Below are 24,677 nucleotides of genomic sequence, written 5' to 3'. Positions count from 1 at the left end.
CCCATGCGCCTCGTCTTCGCCGGCACCCCTGAGGTCGCCGTCCCCTCCCTCGACGCGATCGCCGCGTCCGACCACGAGCTGGTCGGCGTCGTCACGCGCCCCGACGCTCCCGCCGGCCGCGGCCGCAAGCTGGTCGCAAGCCCGGTCGCGCAGCGCGCCGAGGAGCTCGGCGTGCCCGTGCTCAAGCCCGACCACCCCCGCGACCCGGCGTTCCAGGAGGAGCTGCGGGCGCTGCGGCCCGACTGCTGCCCCGTCGTGGCGTACGGCGCGCTGCTGCCGCAGTCGGCGCTCGACATCCCGCCGCACGGCTGGGTGAACCTGCACTTCTCCTGCCTGCCGGCATGGCGCGGCGCGGCCCCGGTGCAGCACGCGATCTGGGCCGGTGACGAGGTGACCGGCGCGACGACGTTCCGCATCGTCAAGGCGATGGACGCCGGCCCGACGTTCGGCGTGATGACCGAGCGGATCCGTCCCACCGACACCGCCGGCGACCTGCTCGGCCGGCTGGCCGAGGGCGGCGCCGGGCTCCTGGTGGCCACCCTCGACGGGATCGAGGACGGCTCGCTGGTGGCCCGCGATCAGCCCGAGGACGGCGTCAGCGTCGCCCCCAAGATCCTCGTCGAGGACGCCGAGGTGGACTGGACCGAGCCCGCCGTCGCCGTCGACCGCCGGATCCGCGCCTGCACGCCGGGGCCCGGCGCCTGGTCGACCCACGACGGCGAGCGGCTCAAGGTGGGCCCGGTCGCGGTCGAGGAGGGCACCCGGCTGGAGCCCGGCGTGCTCGAGGTGCGCAAGAACGCGGTGCTCGTCGGCACCGGCACCGACGCGGTCCGCCTCGGCGAGGTGAAGGCGTTCGGGAAGAAGCAGATGGGCGCGGCCGACTGGGCCCGCGGCGTACGCCTGGAGTCCGGCACCCGGCTCGGGGCCTGAGCGATGGGCCGCCCCGCGACGCCGGAGGACGTGGACGCGATCTGCCGGTCGCTGCCCGAGGTCGAGCTCGGCACGAGCTGGGGCGACCGTCCGACGTACCTCGTGCACGGACGCGGGTTCCTGCTCTTCCGCGCGCCCGACCGGCACACGGTGGACCCGGCGACCGGGGAGCCCTACGAGGACCTGCTGGTCGTCACGACGCCGTCCATGGACGCCAAGGAGGCGCTGGTCGCCGACCCGTCGACGCCGTTCTTCACCATCGACCACTTCCGGCGCACCAGCGCGGTGCTCGTCTCGCAGTCGCGGCTCGGTGAGCTCGACGTCGAGGAGCTGCGCGAGGTCCTGACCGACGCCTGGACCGCCCGCGCGCCGAAGCGGCTCGTGCGCGACCACCTCGGGGACGACCGTGGCTGACCGTCGGCGGCGTCCGCCCTCGAGCCCTGCCGCCGGCGCGGCCGGCCGGCCGCGCGTCGACGTCCCCCGGCTCGCGGCGCTCGAGGTGCTCAAGGCGGTCCGGGTCGACGACGCCTACACGAACCTGGTGCTGCCCGCGGTCCTCACGCAGCACGACCTGTCGGGCCGCGACGCGGCGTTCGTGACCGAGCTGGTGTCCGGGACGATCCGCCGCCAGGGCACGTACGACGCGGTGTTGGCGGCGTGCATCGACCGTCCGCTGGCCAAGGTCGAGGCCAAGGTGCTCGACGCGCTGCGGCTCGGCGCCCACCAGCTGCTCTCGATGCGCGTGCCCGCGCACGCCGCGATCAGCACCACTGTCGACCTGGTGCGCGCGAAGGTCGGTGCGGGCGCCGCCGGGTTCGCCAACGCCGTGCTGCGCAAGGTGACCGCCCACGACCTCGACGCCTGGGTGGCCCTGGTGGCCCCGGACGCGACGGCGGACCCCGTCGGGCACGCCGCCGTGGCGTCCAGCCACCCCGGCTGGGTCGTCGAGGAGCTCCGCCGTGCCGTGGGCGCCCCCGAGCTGGCCGCGCTGCTCGCGGCCGACAACGAGCCGCCGCGCGTCACGCTCGTCGCCCGACCCGGGCGCGCCACGCGGGACGAGCTGCCGGGCCAGCCGACGCCCTGGTCGCCGTACGGCGTGGTGCTGGAGGGCGGCGACCCCGGTGCCGTGCCGGCCGTCGCCGAGGGGCGGGCGGGCGTCCAGGACGAGGGTTCCCAGCTCGTCGCCGTGGTCGCCGCGGCCGCTCCGCTCGACGGGCGCGACGAGCGCTGGCTCGACCTGTGCGCCGGCCCCGGCGGCAAGTCCGCGCTGCTGGCCGCCCTCGCCGCAGGTCGCGGGGCGCGCCTGGTGGCCGGCGAGCGGCAGGCGCACCGCGCCCGGCTGGTCGCCCGCAACCTGCGCGGTGCCGAGGGCGTCGCCGGGGTGCTCACCGCCGACGGCACCCGCCCGCCGTTCCGTCCCGGCACCTTCGACCGGGTGCTGGTCGACGCTCCGTGCACGGGCCTCGGCGCGCTCCGCCGCCGGCCCGAGGCCCGGTGGCGGCGCCGGCCCCAGGACCTGGCCGACCTGGTCACCCTCCAGCGGCGGCTGGTCGGGTCGGCGCTCGACCTGGTGCGGCCGGCCGGGGTGGTCCTGTACGCGACCTGCTCGCCGGTCCTGGCCGAGACCGCCGACGTCGTCTCCGAGGTGCTCGGCTCGCGCGACGACGTACGCCTCGAGGACGCCGCGCCGCTGCTGCCGGACGTCCCGGACGCCGCCGGGCCCCTCGCGGGCACCCTGCAGCTGTGGCCGCACCGGCACGGCACCGACGCGATGTTCCTGGCCCTGCTGCGCCGTTCCTGAGTCCTCAGCCCAGCACGTGGCGCAGGTAGCGCTCCGGGTCGGCCAGGTAGGCGCGCCAGTGCTCGACCAGCTCCAGCTGCTCCCAGGTGGCCGGGCGGAGGCCCCAGGGCCCGACCTCGAGGATCCTCGTCCCGGGCATGGCGGCCAGCACGGGGGAGTGGGTCGCGCACAGCACCTGCCCGCCCCTCGCGACGAGCTCGTGCAGGGCGGCGACCAGCGCGAGGGTCGAGGAGAACGACAGCGCGGCCTCGGGCTCGTCGAGACAGTAGAAGCCGGGGGAGTCGAAGCGGGTGCGCAGCAGCTCGAGGAACGACTCGCCGTGGCTGAGCTCGTGGAAGACCGGCTCCTCGGGCTCCGGCCGGTCCACCCGACGCACCCGCGTCTCCTCCAGGTAGGTGTAGAAGCCGTGCATCGTCTCGGCGCGGAGGAAGAACCCCCAGCGCGGTGCGCCGATCCCGCGCCGCAGGTCCAGGGCCGCGCCGAGCGGTGACTCCGAGGGGCGGGTGGTGTGGCGCGCCCCGGTCGAGCCGCCCTCGACGCCCATGCCGTACGCCTCGGCGACGGCCTCGACGATCGTCGACTTCCCCGAGCCGTTCTCGCCGACCAGGAAGGTCACGCCGGGGGCGAGGTCGAGCCCGCGCCGCACGAGGTGCTCGACGGCCGGCACGGTCAGCGGCCACCGGCCCAGGGGCAGTCGCTCGGCCCGCCCCTCGCGCGGCACCGACACGCGGACGACGGGCGGCTGGCGGAGTCCCACGGGCGTCACCGTACGGCCCACTACGGTGGACGCGTGGCCGCCTCGAAGTCCGCGTCGAAGACCCCGTCCGTCGAGATCGAGGTCGACGACCGCGTCGTGCGGGTGAGCAACCCCGACCGGGTGTACTTCCCCGAGTCCGGCGCCACCAAGCTCGACCTGGTCGAGTACTACGTGGCCGTCGGTCCCGGCATCGTCAACGCGCTCCTCGAGCGGCCCTGCATGCTGCACCGGTTCCCGAAGGGCCTGGCCGGGGACAAGGTGCACCAGAAGCGGCTGCCGCAGGGCGCGCCGCCGTGGGTGGAGACCGTGCGCCTGCACTTCCCGCGCTGGGACCGCACCGCCGACGAGCTGTGCGTCACCGAGCTGGCCTCGGTCATCTGGGCGGTGCAGATGTCCACGGTCGAGTTCCACCCCTGGAACAGCCGCCGCGAGGACACCGAGAAGCCCGACGAGTGGCGCATCGACCTCGACCCGGGCCCGGACTGCGACTTCGACCGGGTACGTCGCGTGGCCGGCGTCGCCCGCGAGGTGCTCGACGAGCTCGGGGTGACGGGCTACCCCAAGACCAGCGGCAGCAAGGGCCTGCACGTCTACGTCCGGATCCGCCCCGACCACGGGTTCAAGGAGGTCCGGCGGGCGGCGCTGGCCTTCGCCCGCGAGGTCGAGCGGCGGGCGCCCGACGACGTCGACCTCACCTGGTGGCGCAAGGACCGCGACCCCGCCACGGTCTTCGTCGACTACAACCAGAACGCCCGCGACCACACCATCGCCGCGGCGTACTCCGTGCGCGGGCTGCCCGACGCCCGCGTGTCCACCCCGATCCGGTGGGACGAGGTCGCCGACGTCGACCCGCGCGACCTCACGATCTTCACCGTGCCGCAGCGCTTCGCCGAGCTCGGCGACCTCCACGCGGACATCGACGCCGACCCGTGGGACATCGCCCCGCTGCTGGAGTGGGCCGACCGGGACGAGGCGGCGGGCGCGGAGGGACCGGCCGACCCGGAGGAGTGAGCGACGTTCGCCCCGACGGGTGAGGTGGGGGTCCGGGGGCGCCGGGTAACGGCTCGCGGTGACCTCCCAGCAGCTCCTGACCAGGGTCGAGAAGACGGCCCGCGAGGTCTTCGGCCACGACCACCTCCTCGGCGGCCAGGCCGACGCGACGACCGCCCTGCTCTCGGGCCACGACGTGCTGCTGGTCTCCCCGACGGGCTCGGGCAAGTCGCTGGTCTACCAGGCGGCCGGGGTGCTGACCGACGGCTGCACGCTGGTGGTCTCCCCGCTCCTCGCGCTGCAGCAGGACCAGGTCGACAGCATCCGGTCCGCGCCCGGAGGGCTGACCGCGTGCCGGTTGAGCTCGGCGGAGTCCGAGGCGGAGAAGCGCGAGGTCCTCGAGCGGGCCACCGCGGGCGAGGTCGACTTCCTGTTCTGCTCACCCGAGCAGCTGGCCAACGACGAGGTGCGCGCCGCCGTCGCCGCCGCGGGGATCGGCCTGGTCGCCGTGGACGAGGCCCACTGCGTCTCGGCTTGGGGCCACGACTTCCGGCCCGACTACTTCCGGCTCGGCGAGCTGCTGGCCGAGCTCGCCGACGAGCAGGGCACTCCGCCCCGGGTGGTCGCCATGACCGCCACCGCGGCGCCACCGGTCCAGGACGACATCGTCGCCCGGCTGGGGATGCGCGAGCCCCGCACGGTGCTCACCGGGTTCGCCCGGGACAACATCGCCCTCGACGTCGTCCGGGTCGTCGAGGAGGCCGACCAGCGCACGGCGGTCCTCGAGCTGGTCGCCGCGACCCCGGGCGCCGGCATCGTCTACTGCCGCACCCGCCCCGCCGCCGAGGAGTACGCCGCGGCGCTGGCCGACGCGGGGCGCCGCACGGCCGTCTACCACGCCGGTCTGTCCCACCGCCGCCGCGAGGAGACCCACGAGGCGTTCATGGCCGACGAGGTCGAGGTGGTCGTGGCCACCTCGGCGTTCGGCATGGGCATCGACAAGCCCGACATCCGCTTCGTCGTGCACGCCCAGGTCCCCGAGTCGCCGGACACCTACTACCAGGAGGTCGGCCGGGCCGGCCGGGACGGCGAGCCCGCGTCCGCCACCCTGGTCTACCGGCCCGAGGACCTCGCGCTGGGCAAGTTCTTCTCCGGCGGCGTCCCGCGGAAGAAGGACGTCCACGCCGTCCTCCGGGCGGCCGGCGAGGTCGGCACCGACCCCAAGGACGTCGCCGGGGCGGCCGGGTTCGGTCCGCGCAAGACCGGCCGCATCCTCAACCTGCTCGTCCTCGTCCACGAGACCCGGCCCGAGGCGAACCGGCCCGACGACGCGGTCGCGGCGGTCGTCGACATCGCCGAGTCGCACCGCCGGCTGGAGAGGTCCCGCGTCGACATGATGCGCGGGTACGCCGAGACCGACCGCTGCCGGTCGGCGTACCTCCAGGGCTACTTCGGCGAGCAGGCCGAGCACCGGTGCGGGCGCTGCGACAACTGCCGGGCCGGCATCGCCGAGGACCCCGCCGACGAGCAGGACGCGGCGTACCCGGTGCAGTCGGAGGTGCGGCACGAGGAGTTCGGTCCCGGCGTGGTGACCGACGTCGAGGACGACCGGGTCACCGTGCTCTTCGAGTCGGTGGGCTACCGGACGCTCTCGCTCGACGTCGTCGAGGAGCACGAGCTCCTGCAGCTGGCCTGACCCGCATCCCACAGCGGGCGCACACCCGGCTCTCACGGCGGTCTCATCCGGGCGCCCTACCGTCGGGGCCATGTCCACCCCAGCAGCTGTCCGCCGGGTCGCGGTCGTCGTCAACACCGGCTCGCGCCGGGGCGCCGCCGCGCTCGAGCAGGCCACCGCCGCGCTGCGGTCCGCCGGCTTGGGCGAGGTCCGCACGCACCCGGTCCGCGACGGAGCCACCCTCGCCGCCACCCTCGACCGCGTCGTCGCCGAGGCGCCGGACCTGCTCGTGGTCGGCGGCGGCGACGGCACGGTCGGCTGCGCCGCCGGACGGGTCGCCGGGACAGTGGTCACCCTCGGCGTGCTGCCGCTCGGGACCGCCAACGACTTCGCCCGGACCCTCGAGATCCCGTCCGACGTGCCCGGCGCCGTGGCGGCGCTCGTCGCCGGGCGGGTGGTCGACGTCGACCTGGGCCGGGTCGACGGCCGGGCCTTCCTCAACGTCGCGTCGGTCGGCCTGTCGGTGGCCGTCACCGAGCGCCTCACGCCCGCGCTGAAGCGCCGGCTCGGCCCCGCGGCGTACCCCGTCGCGACCCTGGGCGCCTACCGCCACCACCGGCCGTTCGCCGCACGACTGGAGTTCCCCGACGGCGACCACGAGCCGGTCGAGCTCGACGACCTGCTGCAGGTGGCGGTCGGCAACGGACGCCACTACGGCGGGGGCAACGCGGTCTCGCCGTCCGCCTCGATCGACGACCACCTGCTCGACGTCTACGCGATCGAGCGCGGCCGGCTGCGCGACCACGTGTCCATCGCGCGCTTCCTCAAGGACGGCTCGTTCGTCGAGCACGAGCGCGTCCACCACCTGACGACCCGGCGGGTGCGCCTGCGCACCGACCCGGTGCTGGGGGTGAACCTGGACGGGGAGGTGGTGGCGACCACGCCCGCGCTGTTCGAGGTCGAGCGCAACGCCGTCCACGTCGTCGTGCCGCCGACCAGCCGCGCGGCCGTGCTCGACGGGAGGCGCGCCGGCGAGGCGTCCTGACCCTCCCTAGACTGCGGGCCCGTGGGCCACCTCCAGATCACGCCGAGCATCCTCAACGCCGACTTCGCGAACCTCGGGGCGGAGGTGGCGCGGATCCCCGGCGCGGACTGGGTCCACGTCGACGTCATGGACAACCACTTCGTCCCCAACCTCACCTTCGGCCCGACCATGGTCGAGGCACTCGCCCGGACCACGGACGTCCCCCTCGACGCGCACCTGATGATCGAGGAGCCCGACAGCAACGCGCTGGCGTACGTCGAGGCCGGCTGCGGCTCCGTCACGTTCCACGTCGAGGCGGCCAGGGCGCCCGTGCGCCTGGCGCGCGAGCTGCGCTCGCACGGGGCGCGCGCCTCGATGGCGCTGCGGCCGGCGACCCCGATCGAGCCCTACGAGGACCTGCTCGGCGAGCTCGACATGGTGCTGCTGATGACCGTCGAGCCCGGCTTCGGCGGCCAGAAGTTCCTCGACCTGGTGCTGCCCAAGATCCGCCGCGCCCGCGCCCTCATGGACAAGCACGGCGTCGAGACGTGGCTGCAGGTCGACGGGGGAGTCTCGCTGGAGACCATCGGGCGCTGCGCCGAGGCCGGTGCCGACGTCTTCGTGGCCGGCTCGGCCGTCTACTCCGCCGACGACCCCGACGCCATGGTCGCCTCGCTGCGCGAGACCGCCACCGCCGCCCGGGGCTGACCCTCAGCGGGCCCGCAGCGTGCGCACCGTCCGGCCACCGTCGGTCGAGACCACCAGCGGGGCGGTGTCGTCGCCCGTGACCAGCCAGAGCACGCCGCCGCCGCGCGGGTCGGCGCGGAGGTCCCGCACGCCCCCGGGATCGGCGGCCCACGGTGACCACGCCGACCAGTCGGTGTCGTCGGAGACCCAGAGCCCGTGGTGGACGGCGCTCGGCCGGCCGGGCCGGTCGCCGCTCCAGGTCGGCACCAGGGCCAGCAGCCGGCCGTCGGGCAGGACGACGGCCGAGGAGACGTAGCCCCGCTCGCCGTCGACGACGGGCACGTCGTACGCGGTCCAGGTCCCGGCGGCCAGGCGCGCGACCCGCTGGAACGGGAGCACCGTGGCCCCGTCGCCCCCGCCCAGCACCGCCCGGACGGTGCGCCGGTCGAGCGAGACGGCGTCCTGGGTCAGGAGCCCGTCCAGGCCGGCGTCCGTCGGCGGCCGCGGGGGGACAGCTCGGGACGTCGTCCCGGCGAACAGGCGGCTCGCCCGGCCCGGGCCGGTGGCGTCGTACGTCGCGCTGCGGAAGTCGTCCCCGCTGCGGGCGATCGCCTGGTCCCGACGGGCGCAGCCGGCGTCCACGCAGCCCCACCACGCCGCGACCTGCAGGCCGTGCGGCGACCGGCGGACGAGTGCCGCTCGGAGGCGGGAGGTGCGTGCGGTGACGACGGCCCGGGCGTCGCGGTGCCGGTCCTCCGCGACCGAGGCGACGGTCGCGGCGCCGCCGCCCGCGGGCGCGGGGCCACAGCCGGTGAGGGCGTGACCCAGGAGGACGGCGGCCAGGCCGAGGGCGGCGGTCGAGGTGCGCATGCCAGGGAGACGCCTGCCGCGCCACGGGAGTTGTCCCGCTCTGTGGGCCGGCTCACGAGGAGGCGGGGCGGGCGCTGTGGCAGACTCCGACCAGACGAGCAAACACGCTCGCGTGCTCTGGGGTCGGTGAAATTCCGAGCCGGCGGTGACTGGACGCAGGTCCAGAAGTCCGCGACCCGGTCACCGCCAGTGACCGGTTGACCAGGTGAGAGTCCTGGACCGACGGTCAAAGTCCGGATGGGAAGCGCACGCAGGCGGCTCGGCACCCCGTGCCGCACGCCGCCGTCGCCCCGGAGTCCGCGACGACACCGGACAGGGGCGGACGATGGGCTTCAGCGAGGCCGAGCAGCGCGCGATGCGCCGCGCCCTCACGCTGGCCGCGAGCCCGGGCGTGCCGCTGGGCCCGAACCCGCGGGTCGGCTGCGTGCTGCTCGCCGACGACGGCTCGACGGTGGCCGAGGGCCACCACCGCGGCGCCGGCACGGCGCACGCCGAGGCCGACGCCCTGGCCCGCGCGGGGGAGCGGGCCCGGGGCACGACGGCCGTGGTGACCCTCGAGCCGTGCAACCACACCGGCCGCACCGGCCCGTGCGCCCGGGCGCTGGTGGAGGCGGGCGTGCGGCGCGTGGTCTTCGCCCAGGGGGACGCCAACCCCGTGGCCGTCGGCGGCGCCGACACGCTGCGGGCGGCCGGCGTCGAGGTCGAGGAGGGCCTGCTGGCCGGCGAGGCCCGTGCGCTCAACCGCACCTGGACGTTCGCCGTCGAGCACGCCCGGCCCTTCGTCACCTGGAAGTTCGCGACCACGCTCGACGGGCGCAGCGCCGCGGCCGACGGCACCAGCCGGTGGGTCTCCGGCCGCGCCGCCCGGATCGACACCCACCGGCTCCGGGCGCTGGCCGACACGATGCTCGTCGGGACCGCGACGGTCGAGGTCGACGACCCGGCGCTGACCGTCCGCGACGAGCACGACGTGCCCGTGGCCGACCAGCCCCTGCGCGCGGTCATGGGCCTGCGCGACCTCGACCCCGGCCGGCGGGTCCTCGACGGGCAGGCCCCGACGGTGCTGCTGCGCACCCGCGACCCGCACGAGGCGCTCGCCGACCTGCGCGCCCGCGACCGTCAGCACGTCTTCCTCGAGGGCGGGCCGACCCTCGCCGCGGCGTTCCTGCGCGCGGGTCTCGTCGACGAGGTGGTGGCGTACGTCGCGCCGGTGCTGCTCGGCGCCGGGACGTCCGCCGTGGCCGACCTCGGAATCACCACCATCTCCGCGGCGTTGCGGCCCATGGTCACCGACGTGACCGTGCTGGAGCCGGCGACGCCGGACGAGCAGCCGAACGTCCGGCTGACCATGACCCCCGACCGGTCCGCAGCGGCGGCCGGGCACACCGAGGAGCACTGACATGTTCACAGGGATCGTCGAGGAGCTGGGCACCGTCGCCGCGGTCGAGGACCAGGGCGACGCCATCCGGCTCACGATCCGGGCCGCGACGGTGCTCGAGGACGCCGCGCTGGGGGACTCGATCGCCGTCAACGGCTGCTGCCTGACCGTGGCCGGCCGCGAGGACGACACCTGGACCGCGGACGTCATGCAGGAGACCCTCGACAAGACCAGCCTGCGCGGCGTGCAGCCGGGCGACAGGGTGAACCTCGAGCGCGCCGTCACGGCCGCGACCCGCCTCGGCGGGCACATCGTGCAGGGCCACGTCGACGGCGTCGGCGAGGTGCTCCGGCGCACACCCAGCGAGCACTGGGAGCTCGTCGAGGTGTCGCTGCCCGGACACCTGGGCCGCTACCTGGTCGACAAGGGCTCGATCACCGTCGACGGGGTGAGCCTCACGGTCGTCGAGGCGGGGGAGGGCTCCTTCACCGTCAGCCTGATCCCCGAGACCCTCGCGCGCACCACGCTGGGCTCCCGCCAGGTCGGCGACCGGGTGAACCTGGAGGCCGACGTCATCGCCAAGCACGTCGAGAAGCTGCTCGCGGGCCACCTCCCGCCGGCCCCCGCCACGACCCCGGGGGAGGACGCCTGATGCTCGACTGGCTGCTCCACGGGACCATCGCGGTCGGCGACGGCTCGCTGGCCGTCCGCGAGGTCGTCGGCAACGGCTTCGGCCTGGCCAGCGCGCTGCTCGGCATGCGCCGCCTCGTCTGGGCCTGGCCGGTCGGCCTGGTCGGCAACGTCCTGCTGTTCACGGTGTTCGTCAGCGGCGAGCTGAGCGGAGCGACCTCCGAGCCGCTGTGGGGCCAGGCCGGGCGCCAGGTGATGTTCGCGGTCGTCGGGCTCTACGGCTGGTGGCGCTGGAGCGCCGCCCGGCGCGACGCCGGTGCGGTGCCGGTGACCCCGCGGTGGGCCAGCGCGCGGGAGAGGCTCGCGCTGCTCGCGCTGGCCGCGGTCGGGTACGCCGCGGCGTACGCGCTGCTCGTCCGGATCGGCTCCTGGGGTCCCGCGACGGAGGCCTGGATCCTCGCCGGCTCGCTCGTGGCGACGTACGGCATGGCGCGCGGCTGGGTGGAGTTCTGGCTGGTGTGGATCGCCGTCGACGTGGTCGGCGTGACCACGCTGGTCCGGGCCGGCTACTACCCGACCGCCGGCATGTACCTGTTCTACGGCGCGTTCTGCGTGCTGGGCCTGATCACCTGGTGGCGCGTGGAGCGCGCCACCCACCAGCCGGTCGCCGCCCCGCGCCCGGTCGACGAAGGAGTACCCGCATGACCGCCACGCCCCTCCAGCCCGAGCAGCACGCGAAGGTCCGGCTCGACAGCGTCGAGCAGGCGATCGCCGACATCGCCGCGGGCAAGGCGGTGATCGTCGTCGACGACGAGGACCGCGAGAACGAGGGCGACATCATCTTCGCCGCGAGCCGGGCCACCCCCGAGCTGATGGCCTGGACCATCCGGCACAGCAGCGGCGTCATCTGCGCCCCGATGCCCGCCGAGATGCTCGACCGGCTCGAGATCCCGCTGATGACGCCGCACAACAAGGACCGGCTGCGCACGGCGTACACGATCTCCGTCGACGCCCGGGACGGGGTCTCCACCGGCATCTCGGCCGCCGACCGGGCGCACACCGTCCGGGTGCTGGCCGACTCCGCCACCGAGCCCTGGGAGATCACCCGGCCCGGGCACGTCTTCCCGCTGCGCTACCGCGAGGGCGGCGTGCTGGTCCGGCGCGGCCACACCGAGGCCGCGGTCGACCTGGCGACGCTGGCCGGGCTCACCCCCGTCGGCGTGCTGGTCGAGGTGGTCAACGACGACGGGACGATGAAGCGGGCGCCGGAGCTGCGCGAGTTCGCCGACGAGCACGGCCTGGCGATGATCTCGATCGAGCAGCTGGTCAAGCACCGCCGGCGCCACGAGAACCTCGTCGAGCGCGTCGCGGAGACGCGGCTGCCCACCCGGCACGGCGACTTCACGGCGTACGGCTACCGGATCACCGTCGACGGCTCCGAGCACCTGGCGCTCGTGCACGGTGACATCAGCGGCGACGGGCCGGTGCTGACCCGGGTGCACTCGGAGTGCCTGACCGGAGACGTCTTCAGCAGCCACCGCTGCGACTGCGGGCCGCAGCTCGACGAGGCGCTCGAGCGGATCGTCACCGAGGGCCGCGGCGTCGTCGTCTACCTGCGCGGCCACGAGGGCCGGGGGATCGGCCTGGTCGCCAAGCTGCAGGCCTACCAGCTCCAGGACGGCGGCCGCGACACCGTCGACGCCAACCTCGACCTCGGGCTCCCCGCCGACGCCCGCCACTACGGCGCGGCGACGCAGGTGCTGCGCGACCTCGGTGTCACCAGCGTGCGGTTGCTGACGAACAACCCCGAGAAGGTCAGCAGCCTGGAGGACTACGGCATCGGCGTCGCCGAGCGGGTGCCGCTGACCCCGCACCCGAACGGGCACAACCTGGCCTACCTGATCACCAAGCGCGACCGGATGGGCCACGTCCTGCCCGGCCTGGACCCCCACGAGCCCGACCCCGCACCCGTGCGGACGACCGAGGAGAACGACGCATGAGCGGCCACGGCGCCCCCGACCTCCAGCCCCTCGACTGCAGCGGCCTGCGCGTCGCCGTCGTCGCCGCCAGCTGGCACACCGAGGTCATGGACGGCCTCCTCGCCGGGGCCGAGCGGGCCCTCGACGCCCACCAGGTGGGCGAGTCCACGGTGGTGCGGGTGCCGGGGACCTTCGAGCTCCCCGTCGTCGCGGCCGCCCTGGCCGAGGAGGGCTTCGACGCGGTCGTGGCGCTGGGCGTGGTCGTCCGCGGAGGGACGCCGCACTTCGAGTACGTCTGCTCGGCGGCCACCGACGGGCTCACCCGGGTGGCGCTCGACCACCGGACGCCGGTCGGCTTCGGCGTGCTCACCTGCGACACCGACGAGCAGGCGCTGGACCGGGCGGGGCTGCCGGGGTCCTCGGAGGACAAGGGCTACGAGGCCACCGCCGCGGCCCTGCAGACCGCCCACACGCTGCGCGGCATCACCGGGCGCTGAGGAGACGGTCAGGCCCAGCCGAGCATCGTGGAGATCTCGCCGGCGAGGCTCATGGGGTCGAACGGCTTGGAGATGACGCCGGCCACGGCCATCTCGTCCCAGAGCTGACGGTCGCCCACCTGCACCTTGGCGGTCAGCAGCACCACGGGGATGTGCGCGGTGGACTGCTGGGCCTGCAGGTGGCGGAAGGTCGTCAGTCCGTCCATGTCGGGCATCATCAGGTCCAGCACGATGACGTCGGGCAGGTGCTCGTCGGCCATCTCGATGGCGAGCTGACCGCCGTCGGCGGTCACGACCTCCCAGCCGGCCACGACCTCGAGGGCCAGCTGGGTGATCTCGCGGATCGAGTCGTCGTCGTCGACGACGAGGGCGCGCGGCATCAGCTGGACCGCGGCGGTCCGGAGAAGAGTGCGGTGTAGTACGTCTGGGTGTCCGTAGCCTCCACCTCCACGTCGGCGATCCGGTGCAGCAGCGCCTCGGTACCCGGACCGAGCCGGAGCACCTCGTTGTTGAACTTGCAGTAGTCGTAGCCGCAGACCGCCTTCTCGGCGACCAGCATCTCCACGATGGTGGAGATCATGGACCACATGACGCTGGTCTGTCGCTGGTCCTGGCGCACCAGAGTGAAGCCGAGGTAGTAGACGGCGTTGCGGGCGGTGTGCTCGGGGTAGTGGTGCGCCCACCAGCCGGGGCTGATCCACGGCACGGTCTCGAGGTCCCGCGTGAGCGTGGAGAGGCCCACGACCTCGCCGTCGGCGTTGCGGGCGACGTACTTCATGACGCGGGGGTCGGTCATCTCCTCGACGAACTCGTGCTCGTGGAGGAGGTGCCGGGCCATCGCCCGGGTCTCGAGCTCGGCGAAGGTCTCGCGGTAGAGCTTCCAGTACGCCGCGACGGTCTGCTCGTCCAGCTCGGTCTCCACGGTGATGGCCGGCGACCCGCTCGCGCGGTCAGCCACGGGTGCTCTCCTTGGGCGACCAGTCCTCGACGGAGTACGCCGCCACGACCAGCGCGCAGACCGGCCGGTCCACGCAGTGCGCGGACGCGGTGGCGTGCTCGACCGGCCCGTAGCCGCCGCCGCGGTTGACGTCCATGTCGTGGAGGCTGAAGGTGATCTGCTCGAGCAGGGACTCCTCGCTGCCGCCGTGGTGCTCCACGAAGAGGCCGCCGGTCGTGTGGTCCCGCGTCCAGCCGAGGCCGGCCCAGACGGTCTCGCCGCTGTGCTCGGCGAAGGAGGCCGACTCCACGCAGTAGAGCTTGTCGCCGTGGCCGCCGGCGAGGACCTCGGCCGCGGGGTCCTCCAGCACCCGCACAGTGCTGTGCGGCGGGATGACCGAGGAGAGCTTGATCAGGTTGAGGTTGCCGACGCCGGCGTTGAGAAGGGCGTGGTCGTACGCCGCCAGCGGCGTGCGGCCGGTCCCGGTTGCTGCGCGGACCGTGATCTCGAGTCGGGTGGTCACCGCTCCTCCTTGGGGATGGTGTCGGACGCTGTTCGCGACGTGGTGGTGGTCGTGGTGCCCGTGGTGGTGGTGCTCGTCGTGGTGGGGCTGGTGGGGACGCGTGCCTCGGCGGGCCGTCCGGTGACGGCGTCGAGCAGGCCGAGGACCCGCTGCTCGAGGTCCTCGGGCGCGGTGCGTCCCTTGGTGAGGAAGACGGTCGGCCCCAGCTCGAGGGAGGCCCGGCGCTCGACCTCGACGTCCGCGGCGCTGTAGACGACGAGGGGCGTCGCCGCCAGCGCGGGGTCGCGGCGGAAGGCGGCGACGACCGCCGAGCCGTCGTCGTCGGGCAGGTGCAGGTCCAGGACGATGACCTGCGGGCGCACCGCCCGCCCGGTCTCGATCGCCGAGGCGGCCGTGGTGGCGTGGTCGACGCGGAGGCCGTGGGCGTGCAGCAGTGCGCTGATCACCTCGGCCAGGTCCTCGTCGTCCTCGACGAGCAGCACGGCGCTCTCGCTGAGCCGCCCGGCCAGGGCCACCTCGACGGCCTGCACGAGCTGGCCCTCGGTGACCGGCTTGACCAGCCAGCCGTCGGCCTGCGGGCTCAGCTCGGGGTCGCTCTCGGGAGCGAGGCCGGAGACGACCACGACCGGGATGTTGCGGGTCCGCTCGCCTCGCCGCAGCTCGGCGAGGACCTCCGCGCCGGACGTGCCGGACATGCGGAGGTCGAGGAGGACGGCGGCCGGGCGCTCCGCGGTGGCCCGGGCGATCGCCTCGTCGCCGTCGCCGACGCCCACCGGGCGGTAGCCGTGCTGGGCGAGCATCGCCGACAGCGTGCCGACCACCGCGGGCTCGTCGTCGCAGACGAGGATCGTGGGGGCGTCGGCGGGCACGGCCTCGCCCGCGAGGCGGGAGCGGTGCGGCGCCGGCAGGGTGAACTGCACGGTCGTGCTCCGCCCCGGCTCGCTCTCCGCCCAGATCCGCCCGCCGTGCCGGTCCACGATGCCGCGGCTGATCGCCAGCCCGAGCCCGGTGCCGCCCTTCTGGCGGGCGTCGGAGGAGTCGACCTGGTGGAACCGGTCGAAGATCGTGCCGATCTGGTCCGCCGGGATCCCGCGTCCCTCGTCGTGCACGCGGAAGAGCACGGTCCCGCCGTCGCGCGGCTGCGCGTCGACGACGACCCGGCCCCCGGCGGAGGAGAACTTGATCGCGTTGTTGAGCAGGTTGATCAGCGTCTGGACGATCCGGTCGCGGTCGGCGAGGACGGTCCCGGCGGTGTCGCCGACCTCGAGCCGGACGTCCGCGCCGCGCGCCATGGCGTCCAGCTCCGCGGTCGCCGCCTCCACGAGGGCCCGCGCGTCGATGACGGCCAGCTCCATCGGGCGGGCGCCGGACTCGATGCGCTCGAGGTCGAGGATGTCGTTGATCAGCCGGGTCAGCCGCTCGCTGCTCTCCAGCGCGATCCGCGCCATCGACGTGGCCCGCGGGCTCAGCTCGCCGAGCTGGCCGCCCGCGAGCAGGCCGAGGGAGCCGCGGATCGACGTCAGCGGCGTGCGCAGCTCGTGGCTGACCACGGAGAGGAACTCGTTCTTCATCCGGTCGACCTCGCGCCGCTGCGTCACGTCACGGAACACGACGACCGCGCCCGTGACCACGTCGTCGTCGAGCAGCGGGCTCGCGGTGATCTCGACCGGGAACTCCGCCCCGTCGGCGCAGACGTAGACGTCCTCCTCGGCGCTGGTCACCGTGCCCGAGGCGATCGCCTCGGCGATGTAGCAGCCCTCGTAGGGGAACGGCGCGCCGTCGACGCCCGGGGCGTGGAAGAGCTCGTGGGCCGGCTGACCGAGCAGCGCCTCGGGGGTGTAGCCGAGCGCGCGGGCGCCGGAGGGGTTCATCGAGGTGATCCGTCCGCGGGCGTCCACGCCGTAGATGCCGTCGCCGACGGAGGTCAGGAGCGTCTCGGTACGCCGCGCGAGGCGCCGCAGGTCGGCGGTCTGCTCCGCGACCCGGCGCTCGAGGCCCCGCCGCAGCTGGGCGTTGTCCGCGGTGAGCAGCACCTGGCGGGCGCCGGTGGCGACTGCGAGCGCCAGCCAGAGGACCTCCTGGGCCCGCTGCATCTCCTCGCCGCCGCTGAAGAAGATCTGCACGATCCCCGCCACGCCGACGACCGAGAAGACCAGCAGGGTGTCCCGGGCGTCGGCGGCGGTGTGGGCGTCCTCGACGGCCTCGTCCTCGTCACCGGCGGGGTACCAGGACGCGACCGCGATCAGCAGGTAGCCCGCGATCCACCCGAGGTCGGGGAAGTCGCCCCAGGTGAAGGTCCCCTGGGCCACCCGCACCGCGAAGGACAGGTCGGCGATGGCGTACAGCAGGAAGCCCAGCGCTACGAGCGCGAGCGCGGGACGGCTCTCACCCCGGCTGCGCAGCACCAGGAAGAGGCCGAAGGTCACCAGGGCCACGTCGAGGAACGGGATGAGCAGGCTGAAGAACTCCGGGCCGAAGACCTGGTCGACCGACGCCAGGAGCTCGTCGTAGACGAGCACCGAGGCCATGATCAGCACCGCCGACCCGCCCACGATCCCGTCGAGGACCATGATCGTGAGGTTGCGGCCCCGGCGGCGCGCGGTCGGGAAGGTCAGCAGTCCCACGATCGACAGCGCCAGCGCGAGCGACACGCTCAGGTCGCTGACCAGGCTGGGGTCGGTCACCGGGTCGTAACCGGCGATCGCGGCCCAGACGTTGCCCAGCACCGCGGAGACCGCGGCGGCCAGCAGCCAGAGCCACCCGCGGCGCCGCCGCCCGCTCGACCACCGAGCCCGCAGCCAGACGCTCACGCCGGTGGTGGTCCCGGCGGCCATCAGGCCCAGCGCGCTCGCGCCCTCGCGGAAGGTGTCGGAGAAACCCGGGTGCAGGAGCACCGCGAAGAGCACCACGGTGAGGACGGCAGCGGGTGCGGCCACCCGGAAACGGCGTCGCTGCGCGGCGAGCGACAGCGATCTGCCCATACCCCGGAAGGTATCAGCAGGTCAGACCCGTCTTAACCGTCGCCCGGTCGAGCCGTCGACCGGCGCGTCGCCTAGGCTGGTCGCCCGTGAAGACGTTCGACGAGCTGTGGACCGAGCTGCAGGAGAAGGCACGGACCCGGCCCGCCGGTTCCGGCACCGTGCGACAGCTCGACGCGGGTGTGCACGCGATCGGGAAGAAGCTGGTCGAGGAGGCCGCCGAGTCCTGGATGGCGGCCGAGCACGAGGGCAAGGAGCGCACGGCCGAGGAGATCAGCCAGCTGCTGTACCACGCGCAGTGCCTGATGATCGCCAGCGGCATCGACCTCGACGACGTCTACGCCCACCTCTGACCCAGCCTGACCCGGCCCCGAACAGGACCCGCATGTCCCTCCTCCGTGTCGCCGTCCCGAACAAGGGCTCGCTCTCGCAGTCCGCGTCCGAGATCCTCCGGGAGTCCGGCTACCGCCAGCGCGACGACAGCAAGCAGCTGACGCTGATCGACGACGAGAACGGCGTCGAGTTCTTCTACCTGCGTCCGCGCGACATCGCGCTCTACGTCGGCGAGGGCACCCTCGACGTCGGCATCACCGGCCGCGACCTGCTGCGCGACTCCGGGGCCCAGGCCGACGAGGTCCGGTCCCTGGGCTTCGGCCGCAGCCGCTTCCGGTTCGCCGGCCCCGCCGGCCGCTACACCGACCTGTCCGAGCTGTCGGGCCTCCGGATCGCCACGTCGTACGTCGGCGTGGTCGGAGCCTTCCTCGCCGAGCAGGGCATCGAGGCGTCGGTGGTGCGGCTCGACGGGGCGGTCGAGACCAGCATCCAGCTCGGCGTCGCCGACGTGGTCGCCGACGTGGTCGAGACCGGCAGCACCCTGCGCCAGGCGGGCCTCGAGGTCTTCGGCGGCACGATCCTGGAGTCCGAGGCGGTGCTCATCACCCGCTCGGCCGCCGAGCCGCCCGCCGGCTTCGAGGTGTTCAAGCGGCGCCTCGACGGCGTCCTGGTCGCGCGCAGCTACGTGATGATGGACTACGACATCGAGAGCCAGCACGTCTCCTCCGCCGTCGCCCTCACGCCCGGCATCGAGAGCCCGACGGTGTCCCCGCTGCACAAGGACGGCTGGGTCGCTGTCCGCGCGATGGTGCCCCGCGACGGTGCCCAGCGGCTGATGGACGAGCTCTGGGAGCTCGGCGCCCGCGGCATCCTCCTCACCGACATCCATGCCTGCCGGCTCTGAGGCCCCGGGCCCGGGCCTGCCGCGCACGTGGCGACCGCTCGGACCGCGGATCGTCGCGATCGTGCTGGGCGTCGGCCTCCTCGTCATCCTGGCGATGGCCTGGATCTCCTTCGGTGACGAGGTGCGGTCGAAGTTCACGACGTTCCAGCGGGGCACGGTCGTCTTCTTCGTGCTGCTCGGGGGAGCGGTGCTGCACGCGCTGACCCGCTCCCGCGTCACGGCCGACCGGGACGGCCTGACGGTCGTCAACGGCTACCGCAGCCGCCGCTACGAGTGGGCCGAGGTCGTCGCGGTCAACCTCCCAACCGGTGCCCCGTGGGTCACCATCGACCTCTCCGACGGCCGGACGGTGTCGGCCATGGGCATCCAGGGCTCTGACGGGGCGAAGTCCCGCGAGGCCGTCCGCGAGCTCCGCCGGCTCGCCGACGAGCTCTCCCGCTGACGCGCCCCGCGACCCCCGGTCTGCCCGGGAACCGCGGTCAGGATCGCGGGAACCTGATCCGCACGAGCCGACTGGTGGCCCAGTCCTCGAGCCGGGTCGGCCGGATGGTGCCCGGGTCGTGCGGCTGATTGAGGTCGGCGACGATCTCCGCCAGCACGGCCCGGCGCTCCGCGGGGTCGGTGACAGGCGTGGCCCGCGCGGGCAGGTCGGCACGGACCCCGTTCTTGAGGTGGAAGGTGAAGGCGGGCTCGGCCAGGAGGTTGGCGTGCCAGTCGGTCGCGGCGCCGCCGGCGCCGCTGCACAGGTAGGTGGCGCCCGCGGCCCGGTAGAAGAAGATCTCGAGGCGGCGCGGCCGGCCGGTGCGGCGCCCCCGCGTCGTGATGTCGATGATCCGCTCCCGGGTGCCAGCGGCGGGGGTGATCTCGATGGCGCGCCGGACGTGGTCGGGCAGGTGCGCCAGGGAGTCGTCCGGGGCCGGGTCGCTCGGCCCGGTGGCGCTCGGGGTGCTCACGCGGTCTCGGCCTGCAGCGCGGGACCGAGCAGCAGACCGCCGTCGACGACGTGCTCCGAGCCGGTGACGAACGACGCCTCCGAGGAGGCGAGGAACAGCAGGAGACGGGTGACGTCGGTCGGCTCCCCGAGCCGGGGGACCGCGAACGGCTCGGGGGAGTAGAAGTCGGCGATCGCCGCGGTGGCACCGGCTGCCGGCTCGTGGATGAACGGCGTCGCGATCACGCCGGGGTGGATGGTGTTGACCCGGATGCCGTCGCGGCCGAGCTCGAGCGCCGCCGTCCGGGTCAGGCCCCGCACGGCCCACTTGCTGGCGACGTACGGCGCGTAGTGGGCCGTGCCGCCCAGTGCCATGGTCGAGGCGATGTTGACGATGGCTCCGCCTCCTGCGCGGCGCAGGGCGGGGGCCGCGACCTTGGTGCCGAGGAAGGTCCCGGTGAGGTTGACGCCGAGGATGCGCGACCAGGTCGCCTGGTCGGTCTCCTCGATGGGTGCCGGCGGGTTCTGCACGCCGGCGTTGTTGACGAGCACGTCCAGGGTGCCGAAGGCGCGCTCGGCGGCGAGCACGGCGGCGGACCACGAGTCCTCGTCGGTGACGTCGAGGTGGGCGAAGCGCGCGCGGTCCCCGAGCGCGGCGGCGAGGGCGACGCCGCGTCCGGGGTCGATGTCGGCGATCACCACGCTCGCCCCCTCCGCGTGGAAGGCGCGCACGTGGCTCGACCCCTGGCCCCCGGTCCCACCCGTCACGAGCACGGTCTGGTCGTTGAAGCGGTGCATCTGCTGGTCCTCCGGTACGGGGTGACCGGCCGGTCCCGGTGGGGGCCGGCCAGTGGTGAGTCGAGTGGCTCACCACTGGCGACCCTAAGCCGCCCATAGAGGCGAGTCAAGCCACTCACCTCGTATGCTCGGCCCATGAGCAGGGCTGTGACGACGTACCACCAGCGCATCGCGCAGGAGAAGCGCGCGCTGATCCTGGCGGCCGCGACCGCCCTGTTCCTCGAGCTGGGCTACGACCGGACGTCGCTGGCGCGGATCGCCGAGCGTTCGGGCGTCTCGCGCGCCACGTTGTTCAAGCAGTTCCCGACCAAGGCCGCCCTCTTCGACGCGATGGTCACCGAGTCCTGGTCGACCGGGGACGACGAGGCCCCGCCGCCGGTGGGCGACGTCGTCGCCGGGCTCGGCACCATCGGTCGCCGCTACGCCGAGCTGCTGGGCCGCGCCCGGATGACCGACTTGTTCCGGATCGTCATCGCCGAGCTGCCGCGGTTCCCCGAGCTCGCCAGCGCGCAGTTCTCGCACGGCAAGATGCCCTACTTCGAGTCCGTGCGGGACTACCTGCGGGCCGAGCACGAGGCGGGGACCGTGCGGGTCGAGGACGTCGACCTCGCCGCCACGCAGTTCCTGGGGATGATCTCCAACTACGTCTTCTGGCCGACCCTCCTCGTGCCGGGCTGGGAGGTGGGCGACGAACGCGTCACGCAGGTGGTCGACGAGGCCGTCCGCACCACCACCGCCCGGTACGCGGTGGACGGCACTGGACCGTCCTGAGGGCCGCCGACCCCGGACCGGTCGAGGGCCCTCCGGCCCGGTCAGTCCTCGAGCGCGCGGATGCCCCAGACCACGGAGACGGTCTCGTCGGGGGCGAGGGTGAAGAGGTCCTCGCCGGAGCGCAGGGCGTCCGGCGGTGCCGTCATCGGCTCGACGGCCAGTGACCGGCGGGCGGTGGCCGGCACGTCGTCGGCGGTGTAGAGCAGGAGCCACGGGTGGTGGCCGTCGACCCAGAGCGTGACGCCGTCGCCGCTCGCGGGGTCGCGCAGCACCGCGGTGGTGTTCCCCTCCGGGTCGCGCTGGAGGTCGGTGAAGCAGTGGTTGAGCGCGAGGTCGCGCAGGGGCCGCGCCACGCGGAAGTCGTACGCCGTGCCCTCGACCGCCTCGCGCCCGACCGGCAGCAGCCGCTCGTCGTCGACCAGCAGGCGGGTCGCCGCCGGGAGCGTGAGCTCCCAGGTGTCGACCGGGCCGTCGCCGACGCGCAGGTACGGGTGCGCGCCGGACGCGTACGGCGCGGGCGCGCCGGAGTCGTTCGTCGCCGTCTGGGTGACGGTGAGCCCGTCGGCGGAGAGGTCGTAGGCGACGTGCAGGTCGAGGGTCCAGGGGTAGCCGGTCTGCGCCATCAGGCGGTACTGCAGCGAGACCGAGTGGCCGGTGTGCTCCTCGACGCTCCAGGCGACCCAGCGGGCCAGCCCGTGGGAGGCGTTGTGCCGGGCAGGCTCGGTGAGCGGCAGCTGGAGGTCGCGTCCGGCGAAGGCGTACTGCCCGTCGCGGACCCGGTTGGGCCAGGGCACGAGGAGCTGCCCGCGCCCGCCGGCGGACATCTCGTCCTCGCCGAACCCGTCGACCAGGTCGCGCCCGCGGAAGGAGAGGCCGCGCAGCGCTGCGCCGCTCTCGGTCACGACGGCGCGGTAGCCGCCGCCCTCGATCTCGAACTGTTCGCCGCTGGGAGGGAGCACCTGGTCACCCTAGGTGGACGGCGGGGGTGCGGCCGGTCCCGTCCACCAGCACGTCGGCGCGCGCCCGGGTCCCGTCGGCGGCGAAGTGGGCCGCCTCCGCCACCCCCCAGCGGTGCCAGTGCGGCTCGACGGCGGCGCCGTCGCGGGCGAGGCCGCGGGCCAGGCGCAGGTCGGCCGGGGCCTCGACCCACACCAGGACCGTGGCCAGGGCGGCGTACGCCGCGGAGCCGGCGCCCACGCCCTCGAGCACGCGCAGCGGGGCGGGCGGCACCGTGACCGTCCCGGCGTACGCGCCGGCGTGCCAGTCGTAGCGTCGGTAGCGGCCGGCCTCGCCCCGCGCGAGCGGGAGGAGGAGCGTGCCGAGCTGGTCGCCGACGCGGGGCAGGCCGTCCCAGCCGTCGTACAGGTCGTCCATGTGCAGCACCGGCGCGTCGCCGAGGGCGCCGATCCGCCCGGCCAGCGTCGTCTTGCCCGAGCCCGCCGGTCCGTCGACGCAGACGAGGCGGCCGCCGCCCAGGGTGGCCGGGCGCGCCCGGGCCAGCCCCAGGACGACCGCGGCCGGGTCAGAAGACGAGGCCGTGCCCACGGTAGGTGGGGACCTCCTCGACGAACCGGTCGCCGCGCAGCAGGTGGACGCGGTCGGTGTGCTCGAAGAGCTCCCCGGACTTGGCGTGCCGGAACCACACCAGGTCGCCGATCGAGAGGCGGCCGGCGGTGGGGCCGGTCAGGGGCGTCTGCACCTCGCCGGCGCCCTCGAGTCCGGTGAGCCGGAGGCCGGCCGGCGCCCACGGCGTCGGCAGCCGGTCCCGGCCGGCGGCGCCCGAGGCCGCGAAGCCGCCACCGTGCACGGTCGCGACGTCCGCCGACGGGCGACGGACCACCGGCACGCCGTAGTACGCCGCCGGGCGCGGGTCGAAGGAGCGGTAGTGGTCGAACAGGGTCGGCACGAGCAGGCCCGAGCCGGCGGCGACCTCGGTCACGACCGGGTCCGCGACGGTCGACTCCACCGATCCCGAACCGCCACCGTTCCACAGCTCGAGGTCGACCAGCGGAGCGAGCGCGTCCGCGACCGCCCGCCGGCGCTCGGAGAGCTGGGTGCGGGAGGCCGCCTTCAGGCCGCGCACGACCGTCGAGCGGGCGCGGCTGGTCGGCACCGCGTCCGGCACGCCCGCGACCTGGCCCTCGTACGTCATCACGCCCACGAGCCGGAAGCCCGGTCGCTCCAGGACGTCGCGCGCCAGCCGGGCGACGTCCTCGGGGTCGTGCAGGGGGCTGCGCTTGGGCCCGACGTGCCGCCCGCGCACCCACAGGCCGGCGTCGACCTCCAGCGCGACCCGGACGGGGACGGCGGAGGAGGCCCGGACCGAGTCCACGACGTCGAGGTGGGCGACGTCGTCGACCATCAGCGTCACGTGGGCCGCGGCAGCGGGGGAGGACACGAGCCGGGCGAGCGCGCCGCGGTCGACGGTGGGGTACGCCACGAGCACGTCATCGGTGACGCCCTGCTCCTCCAGCCACAGCGCCTCGCGCAAGGTGTAGGCGAGCACGCCCTGGAAGCCCTCGGTCGCCAGCGCCCGGCGCAGCAGCGCGGGGACCCGGATGGACTTGGACGCGACGCGGACCGGCTTGCCGCCGGCCCGGCGCACCAGGTCGGCGGCGTTGGTGTCGAAGGCGTCGAGGTCGACCACCACGACGGGGGTCGGCAGGTCTCCCTCGGTGGCCGCGACGGCCGTGGAGAGCCGGGTCCAGAGCCGGTTGCGGCTGACGTCGTCGAGGTGGGTCATCGCAGGAGCCTAGGAGACGCGGTCACCCCGGTCAGGAGATGCCGCGCTTGCGCAGCAGCGCCTCGATGTCGGCGAGGTCGTCGTCGCCGCCGTCGGGCGTGCCGATCGCGGGCTTCCCCTTGCCCGTCGCCCGGCGCGGCTCGGGGTCGGACCGCGGCGCGCCGTCCACGGCCTTGGCGCGCTCACGGTCGCGGACCACGCCCGAGACCACCAGCAGCACCGCGGCGACGCCCGCCAGGACGATGCCGGACCAGACCACGGGGCTGAGCACCAGGCCGGTGGCCCAGTCGCCGACGGCGGTGCCGATCCGGGTGAACATCCGCAGGGTGTCGGTGAGGTACGCCGCGACCGGCAGCAGGGTCAGGCCCGCGCCGCGCAGCCCGGAGGCCAGCCCGCGTCGCCGGAACGCGTGCCAGGTCCACACCGCCCCGAGCACGGTCAGGGTGAGTGCGAGGGCGGCCCACGTCGCGTCGTCCACGGGACCAGCCTGCCACGCGGCCCGGCGTACCTGCTCCAGGAGCGCCGAGCAGGCCGGTCCGGT

28 protein-coding genes and 1 riboswitch are annotated in these 24,677 nt (G+C 74.6%); of the genes, 16 read left to right on the top strand and 12 right to left on the bottom strand.

The window, feature by feature from the left end; translation table 11 throughout:
• Positions 1-3: 3 nt before the first annotated feature.
• The 3 genes from fmt to OSR43_RS12125 are packed head-to-tail and all read left to right on the top strand — an operon-like array spanning position 4 to position 2,731.
• The gene (gene fmt / locus OSR43_RS12135; RefSeq protein ID WP_302266811.1) at positions 4-930 is read left to right on the top strand and encodes a methionyl-tRNA formyltransferase; all 927 of its coding nucleotides are present in this window, start codon (positions 4-6) and stop codon (positions 928-930) included.
• A 3-nt stretch (positions 931-933) separates the two neighbouring features.
• A complete protein-coding gene (locus tag OSR43_RS12130; RefSeq protein ID WP_302266810.1) occupies positions 934-1,344 on the top strand; it encodes an MmcQ/YjbR family DNA-binding protein in 411 nt (136 codons plus the stop codon).
• Positions 1,337-2,731, top strand: a complete 1,395-nt coding sequence (locus OSR43_RS12125) for an RsmB/NOP family class I SAM-dependent RNA methyltransferase (protein ID WP_302266809.1) — start codon at positions 1,337-1,339, stop codon at positions 2,729-2,731. Before OSR43_RS12130 ends, OSR43_RS12125 begins: the two co-directional genes overlap by 8 nt.
• 4 nt (positions 2,732-2,735) lie before the next feature.
• Here OSR43_RS12125 and OSR43_RS12120 read toward each other — a convergent pair whose 3' ends face one another.
• Positions 2,736-3,488, bottom strand: coding sequence for an AAA family ATPase (locus tag OSR43_RS12120; protein WP_302266808.1), 753 nt, complete (start codon positions 3,486-3,488; stop codon positions 2,736-2,738).
• Positions 3,489-3,521: 33 nt separating this feature from the next.
• Here OSR43_RS12120 and ligD point away from each other — a divergent pair, with 33 nt between their 5' ends.
• The 4 genes from ligD to rpe all read left to right on the top strand — a co-directional run bounded on the left by ligD (position 3,522) and on the right by rpe (position 7,885).
• Positions 3,522-4,499, top strand: coding sequence for a non-homologous end-joining DNA ligase (gene ligD, locus OSR43_RS12115; RefSeq protein ID WP_302266807.1), 978 nt, complete (start codon positions 3,522-3,524; stop codon positions 4,497-4,499).
• Positions 4,500-4,557: 58 nt separating this feature from the next.
• Positions 4,558-6,174: an ATP-dependent DNA helicase RecQ gene (locus tag OSR43_RS12110; protein WP_302266806.1), complete on the top strand. Its 1,617-nt coding sequence runs from the start codon at positions 4,558-4,560 to the stop codon at positions 6,172-6,174.
• Positions 6,175-6,244: 70 nt separating this feature from the next.
• Positions 6,245-7,198: a lipid kinase gene (locus OSR43_RS12105; protein WP_302266805.1), complete on the top strand. Its 954-nt coding sequence runs from the start codon at positions 6,245-6,247 to the stop codon at positions 7,196-7,198.
• A 21-nt stretch (positions 7,199-7,219) separates the two neighbouring features.
• Positions 7,220-7,885: a ribulose-phosphate 3-epimerase gene (gene rpe, locus OSR43_RS12100; protein ID WP_302266804.1), complete on the top strand. Its 666-nt coding sequence runs from the start codon at positions 7,220-7,222 to the stop codon at positions 7,883-7,885.
• A 3-nt stretch (positions 7,886-7,888) separates the two neighbouring features.
• On the opposite strand, the gene OSR43_RS12095 is transcribed toward rpe, so the two are convergent.
• Positions 7,889-8,734: a hypothetical protein gene (locus OSR43_RS12095; protein ID WP_302266803.1), complete on the bottom strand. Its 846-nt coding sequence runs from the start codon at positions 8,732-8,734 to the stop codon at positions 7,889-7,891.
• Positions 8,735-8,842: 108 nt separating this feature from the next.
• Positions 8,843-8,988: riboswitch (FMN riboswitch) on the top strand.
• A gap of 71 nt (positions 8,989-9,059) precedes the next feature.
• Here OSR43_RS12095 and ribD point away from each other — a divergent pair.
• Genes ribD through ribH form a run of 5 tightly spaced genes read left to right on the top strand, consistent with a single transcriptional unit; the run spans position 9,060 to position 13,218 of the window.
• Positions 9,060-10,133: a bifunctional diaminohydroxyphosphoribosylaminopyrimidine deaminase/5-amino-6-(5-phosphoribosylamino)uracil reductase RibD gene (gene ribD, locus OSR43_RS12090; protein WP_302266802.1), complete on the top strand. Its 1,074-nt coding sequence runs from the start codon at positions 9,060-9,062 to the stop codon at positions 10,131-10,133.
• A gap of 1 nt (position 10,134) precedes the next feature.
• Complete coding sequence (locus OSR43_RS12085; RefSeq protein ID WP_302266801.1) at positions 10,135-10,764, top strand: riboflavin synthase; 630 nt, start codon at positions 10,135-10,137, stop codon at positions 10,762-10,764.
• Entirely contained in the window at positions 10,764-11,447 is a 684-nt protein-coding gene (locus OSR43_RS12080; RefSeq protein WP_302266800.1) for a nicotinamide mononucleotide transporter family protein, read from the top strand. Before OSR43_RS12085 ends, OSR43_RS12080 begins: the two co-directional genes overlap by 1 nt.
• A complete protein-coding gene (locus tag OSR43_RS12075) occupies positions 11,444-12,742 on the top strand; it encodes a bifunctional 3,4-dihydroxy-2-butanone-4-phosphate synthase/GTP cyclohydrolase II (RefSeq protein ID WP_302266799.1) in 1,299 nt (432 codons plus the stop codon). The genes OSR43_RS12080 and OSR43_RS12075 overlap by 4 nt, the downstream gene beginning before the upstream one ends.
• Positions 12,739-13,218 (top strand): 6,7-dimethyl-8-ribityllumazine synthase, encoded by a 480-nt coding sequence (gene ribH, locus OSR43_RS12070; protein ID WP_302266798.1) that lies wholly within the window; start codon positions 12,739-12,741, stop codon positions 13,216-13,218. Before OSR43_RS12075 ends, ribH begins: the two co-directional genes overlap by 4 nt.
• 8 nt (positions 13,219-13,226) lie before the next feature.
• On the opposite strand, the gene OSR43_RS12065 is transcribed toward ribH, so the two are convergent.
• From OSR43_RS12065 to OSR43_RS12050, 4 genes are read right to left on the bottom strand one after another with little or no spacing between them, the layout of a single operon-like run.
• Positions 13,227-13,598 carry a response regulator gene (locus tag OSR43_RS12065; protein ID WP_302266797.1) on the bottom strand — a complete coding sequence of 124 codons (372 nt, stop codon included), beginning with the start codon at positions 13,596-13,598 and terminating at the stop codon, positions 13,227-13,229.
• Positions 13,598-14,176 carry a hypothetical protein gene (locus OSR43_RS12060; RefSeq protein ID WP_302266796.1) on the bottom strand — a complete coding sequence of 193 codons (579 nt, stop codon included), beginning with the start codon at positions 14,174-14,176 and terminating at the stop codon, positions 13,598-13,600. Before OSR43_RS12060 ends, OSR43_RS12065 begins: the two co-directional genes overlap by 1 nt.
• Positions 14,169-14,678, bottom strand: a complete 510-nt coding sequence (locus OSR43_RS12055; protein WP_302266795.1) for a pyruvoyl-dependent arginine decarboxylase — start codon at positions 14,676-14,678, stop codon at positions 14,169-14,171. Before OSR43_RS12055 ends, OSR43_RS12060 begins: the two co-directional genes overlap by 8 nt.
• Positions 14,675-17,659, bottom strand: a complete 2,985-nt coding sequence (locus tag OSR43_RS12050; RefSeq protein ID WP_302266794.1) for a response regulator — start codon at positions 17,657-17,659, stop codon at positions 14,675-14,677. Before OSR43_RS12050 ends, OSR43_RS12055 begins: the two co-directional genes overlap by 4 nt.
• Before the next feature lie 86 nt (positions 17,660-17,745).
• Here OSR43_RS12050 and OSR43_RS12045 point away from each other — a divergent pair, with 86 nt between their 5' ends.
• Genes OSR43_RS12045 through OSR43_RS12035 form a run of 3 tightly spaced genes read left to right on the top strand, consistent with a single transcriptional unit; the run spans position 17,746 to position 19,335 of the window.
• On the top strand, positions 17,746-18,009 hold the full coding sequence (locus OSR43_RS12045) for a phosphoribosyl-ATP diphosphatase (RefSeq protein WP_302266793.1): 264 nt from the start codon (positions 17,746-17,748) through the stop codon (positions 18,007-18,009).
• Positions 18,010-18,041: 32 nt separating this feature from the next.
• On the top strand, positions 18,042-18,893 hold the full coding sequence (gene hisG, locus OSR43_RS12040) for an ATP phosphoribosyltransferase (protein WP_302266792.1): 852 nt from the start codon (positions 18,042-18,044) through the stop codon (positions 18,891-18,893).
• The gene (locus tag OSR43_RS12035; protein ID WP_302266791.1) at positions 18,877-19,335 is read left to right on the top strand and encodes a PH domain-containing protein; all 459 of its coding nucleotides are present in this window, start codon (positions 18,877-18,879) and stop codon (positions 19,333-19,335) included. Before hisG ends, OSR43_RS12035 begins: the two co-directional genes overlap by 17 nt.
• Before the next feature lie 37 nt (positions 19,336-19,372).
• Here OSR43_RS12035 and OSR43_RS12030 read toward each other — a convergent pair whose 3' ends face one another.
• Together OSR43_RS12030 and OSR43_RS12025 are read right to left on the bottom strand one after the other, a co-directional pair.
• Positions 19,373-19,846 carry a nitroreductase/quinone reductase family protein gene (locus OSR43_RS12030; RefSeq protein ID WP_302266790.1) on the bottom strand — a complete coding sequence of 158 codons (474 nt, stop codon included), beginning with the start codon at positions 19,844-19,846 and terminating at the stop codon, positions 19,373-19,375.
• Positions 19,843-20,622, bottom strand: coding sequence for a glucose 1-dehydrogenase (locus tag OSR43_RS12025; RefSeq protein ID WP_302266789.1), 780 nt, complete (start codon positions 20,620-20,622; stop codon positions 19,843-19,845). The genes OSR43_RS12030 and OSR43_RS12025 overlap by 4 nt, the downstream gene beginning before the upstream one ends.
• Positions 20,623-20,757: 135 nt before the next feature.
• Here OSR43_RS12025 and OSR43_RS12020 point away from each other — a divergent pair, with 135 nt between their 5' ends.
• A complete protein-coding gene (locus tag OSR43_RS12020) occupies positions 20,758-21,393 on the top strand; it encodes a TetR/AcrR family transcriptional regulator (protein WP_302266788.1) in 636 nt (211 codons plus the stop codon).
• Between the two features lie 41 nt (positions 21,394-21,434).
• Here OSR43_RS12020 and OSR43_RS12015 read toward each other — a convergent pair whose 3' ends face one another.
• The 4 genes from OSR43_RS12015 to OSR43_RS12000 are packed head-to-tail and all read right to left on the bottom strand — an operon-like array spanning position 21,435 to position 24,614.
• Complete coding sequence (locus OSR43_RS12015) at positions 21,435-22,352, bottom strand: aldose 1-epimerase family protein (protein WP_302266787.1); 918 nt, start codon at positions 22,350-22,352, stop codon at positions 21,435-21,437.
• Between the two features lie 4 nt (positions 22,353-22,356).
• Positions 22,357-22,938 (bottom strand): uridine kinase, encoded by a 582-nt coding sequence (locus OSR43_RS12010; RefSeq protein WP_302266786.1) that lies wholly within the window; start codon positions 22,936-22,938, stop codon positions 22,357-22,359.
• Positions 22,916-24,136, bottom strand: coding sequence for an amino acid deaminase/aldolase (locus OSR43_RS12005; protein ID WP_302266785.1), 1,221 nt, complete (start codon positions 24,134-24,136; stop codon positions 22,916-22,918). The genes OSR43_RS12010 and OSR43_RS12005 overlap by 23 nt, the downstream gene beginning before the upstream one ends.
• 31 nt (positions 24,137-24,167) lie before the next feature.
• Positions 24,168-24,614 carry a hypothetical protein gene (locus OSR43_RS12000; RefSeq protein ID WP_302266784.1) on the bottom strand — a complete coding sequence of 149 codons (447 nt, stop codon included), beginning with the start codon at positions 24,612-24,614 and terminating at the stop codon, positions 24,168-24,170.
• Positions 24,615-24,677 lie beyond the last annotated feature (63 nt).

The sequence above is a fragment of the Nocardioides sp. Arc9.136 genome (assembly GCF_030506255.1).
Classification (GTDB): domain Bacteria; phylum Actinomycetota; class Actinomycetes; order Propionibacteriales; family Nocardioidaceae; genus Nocardioides.
This window is presented reverse-complemented; position numbering and strand designations above follow the sequence as displayed.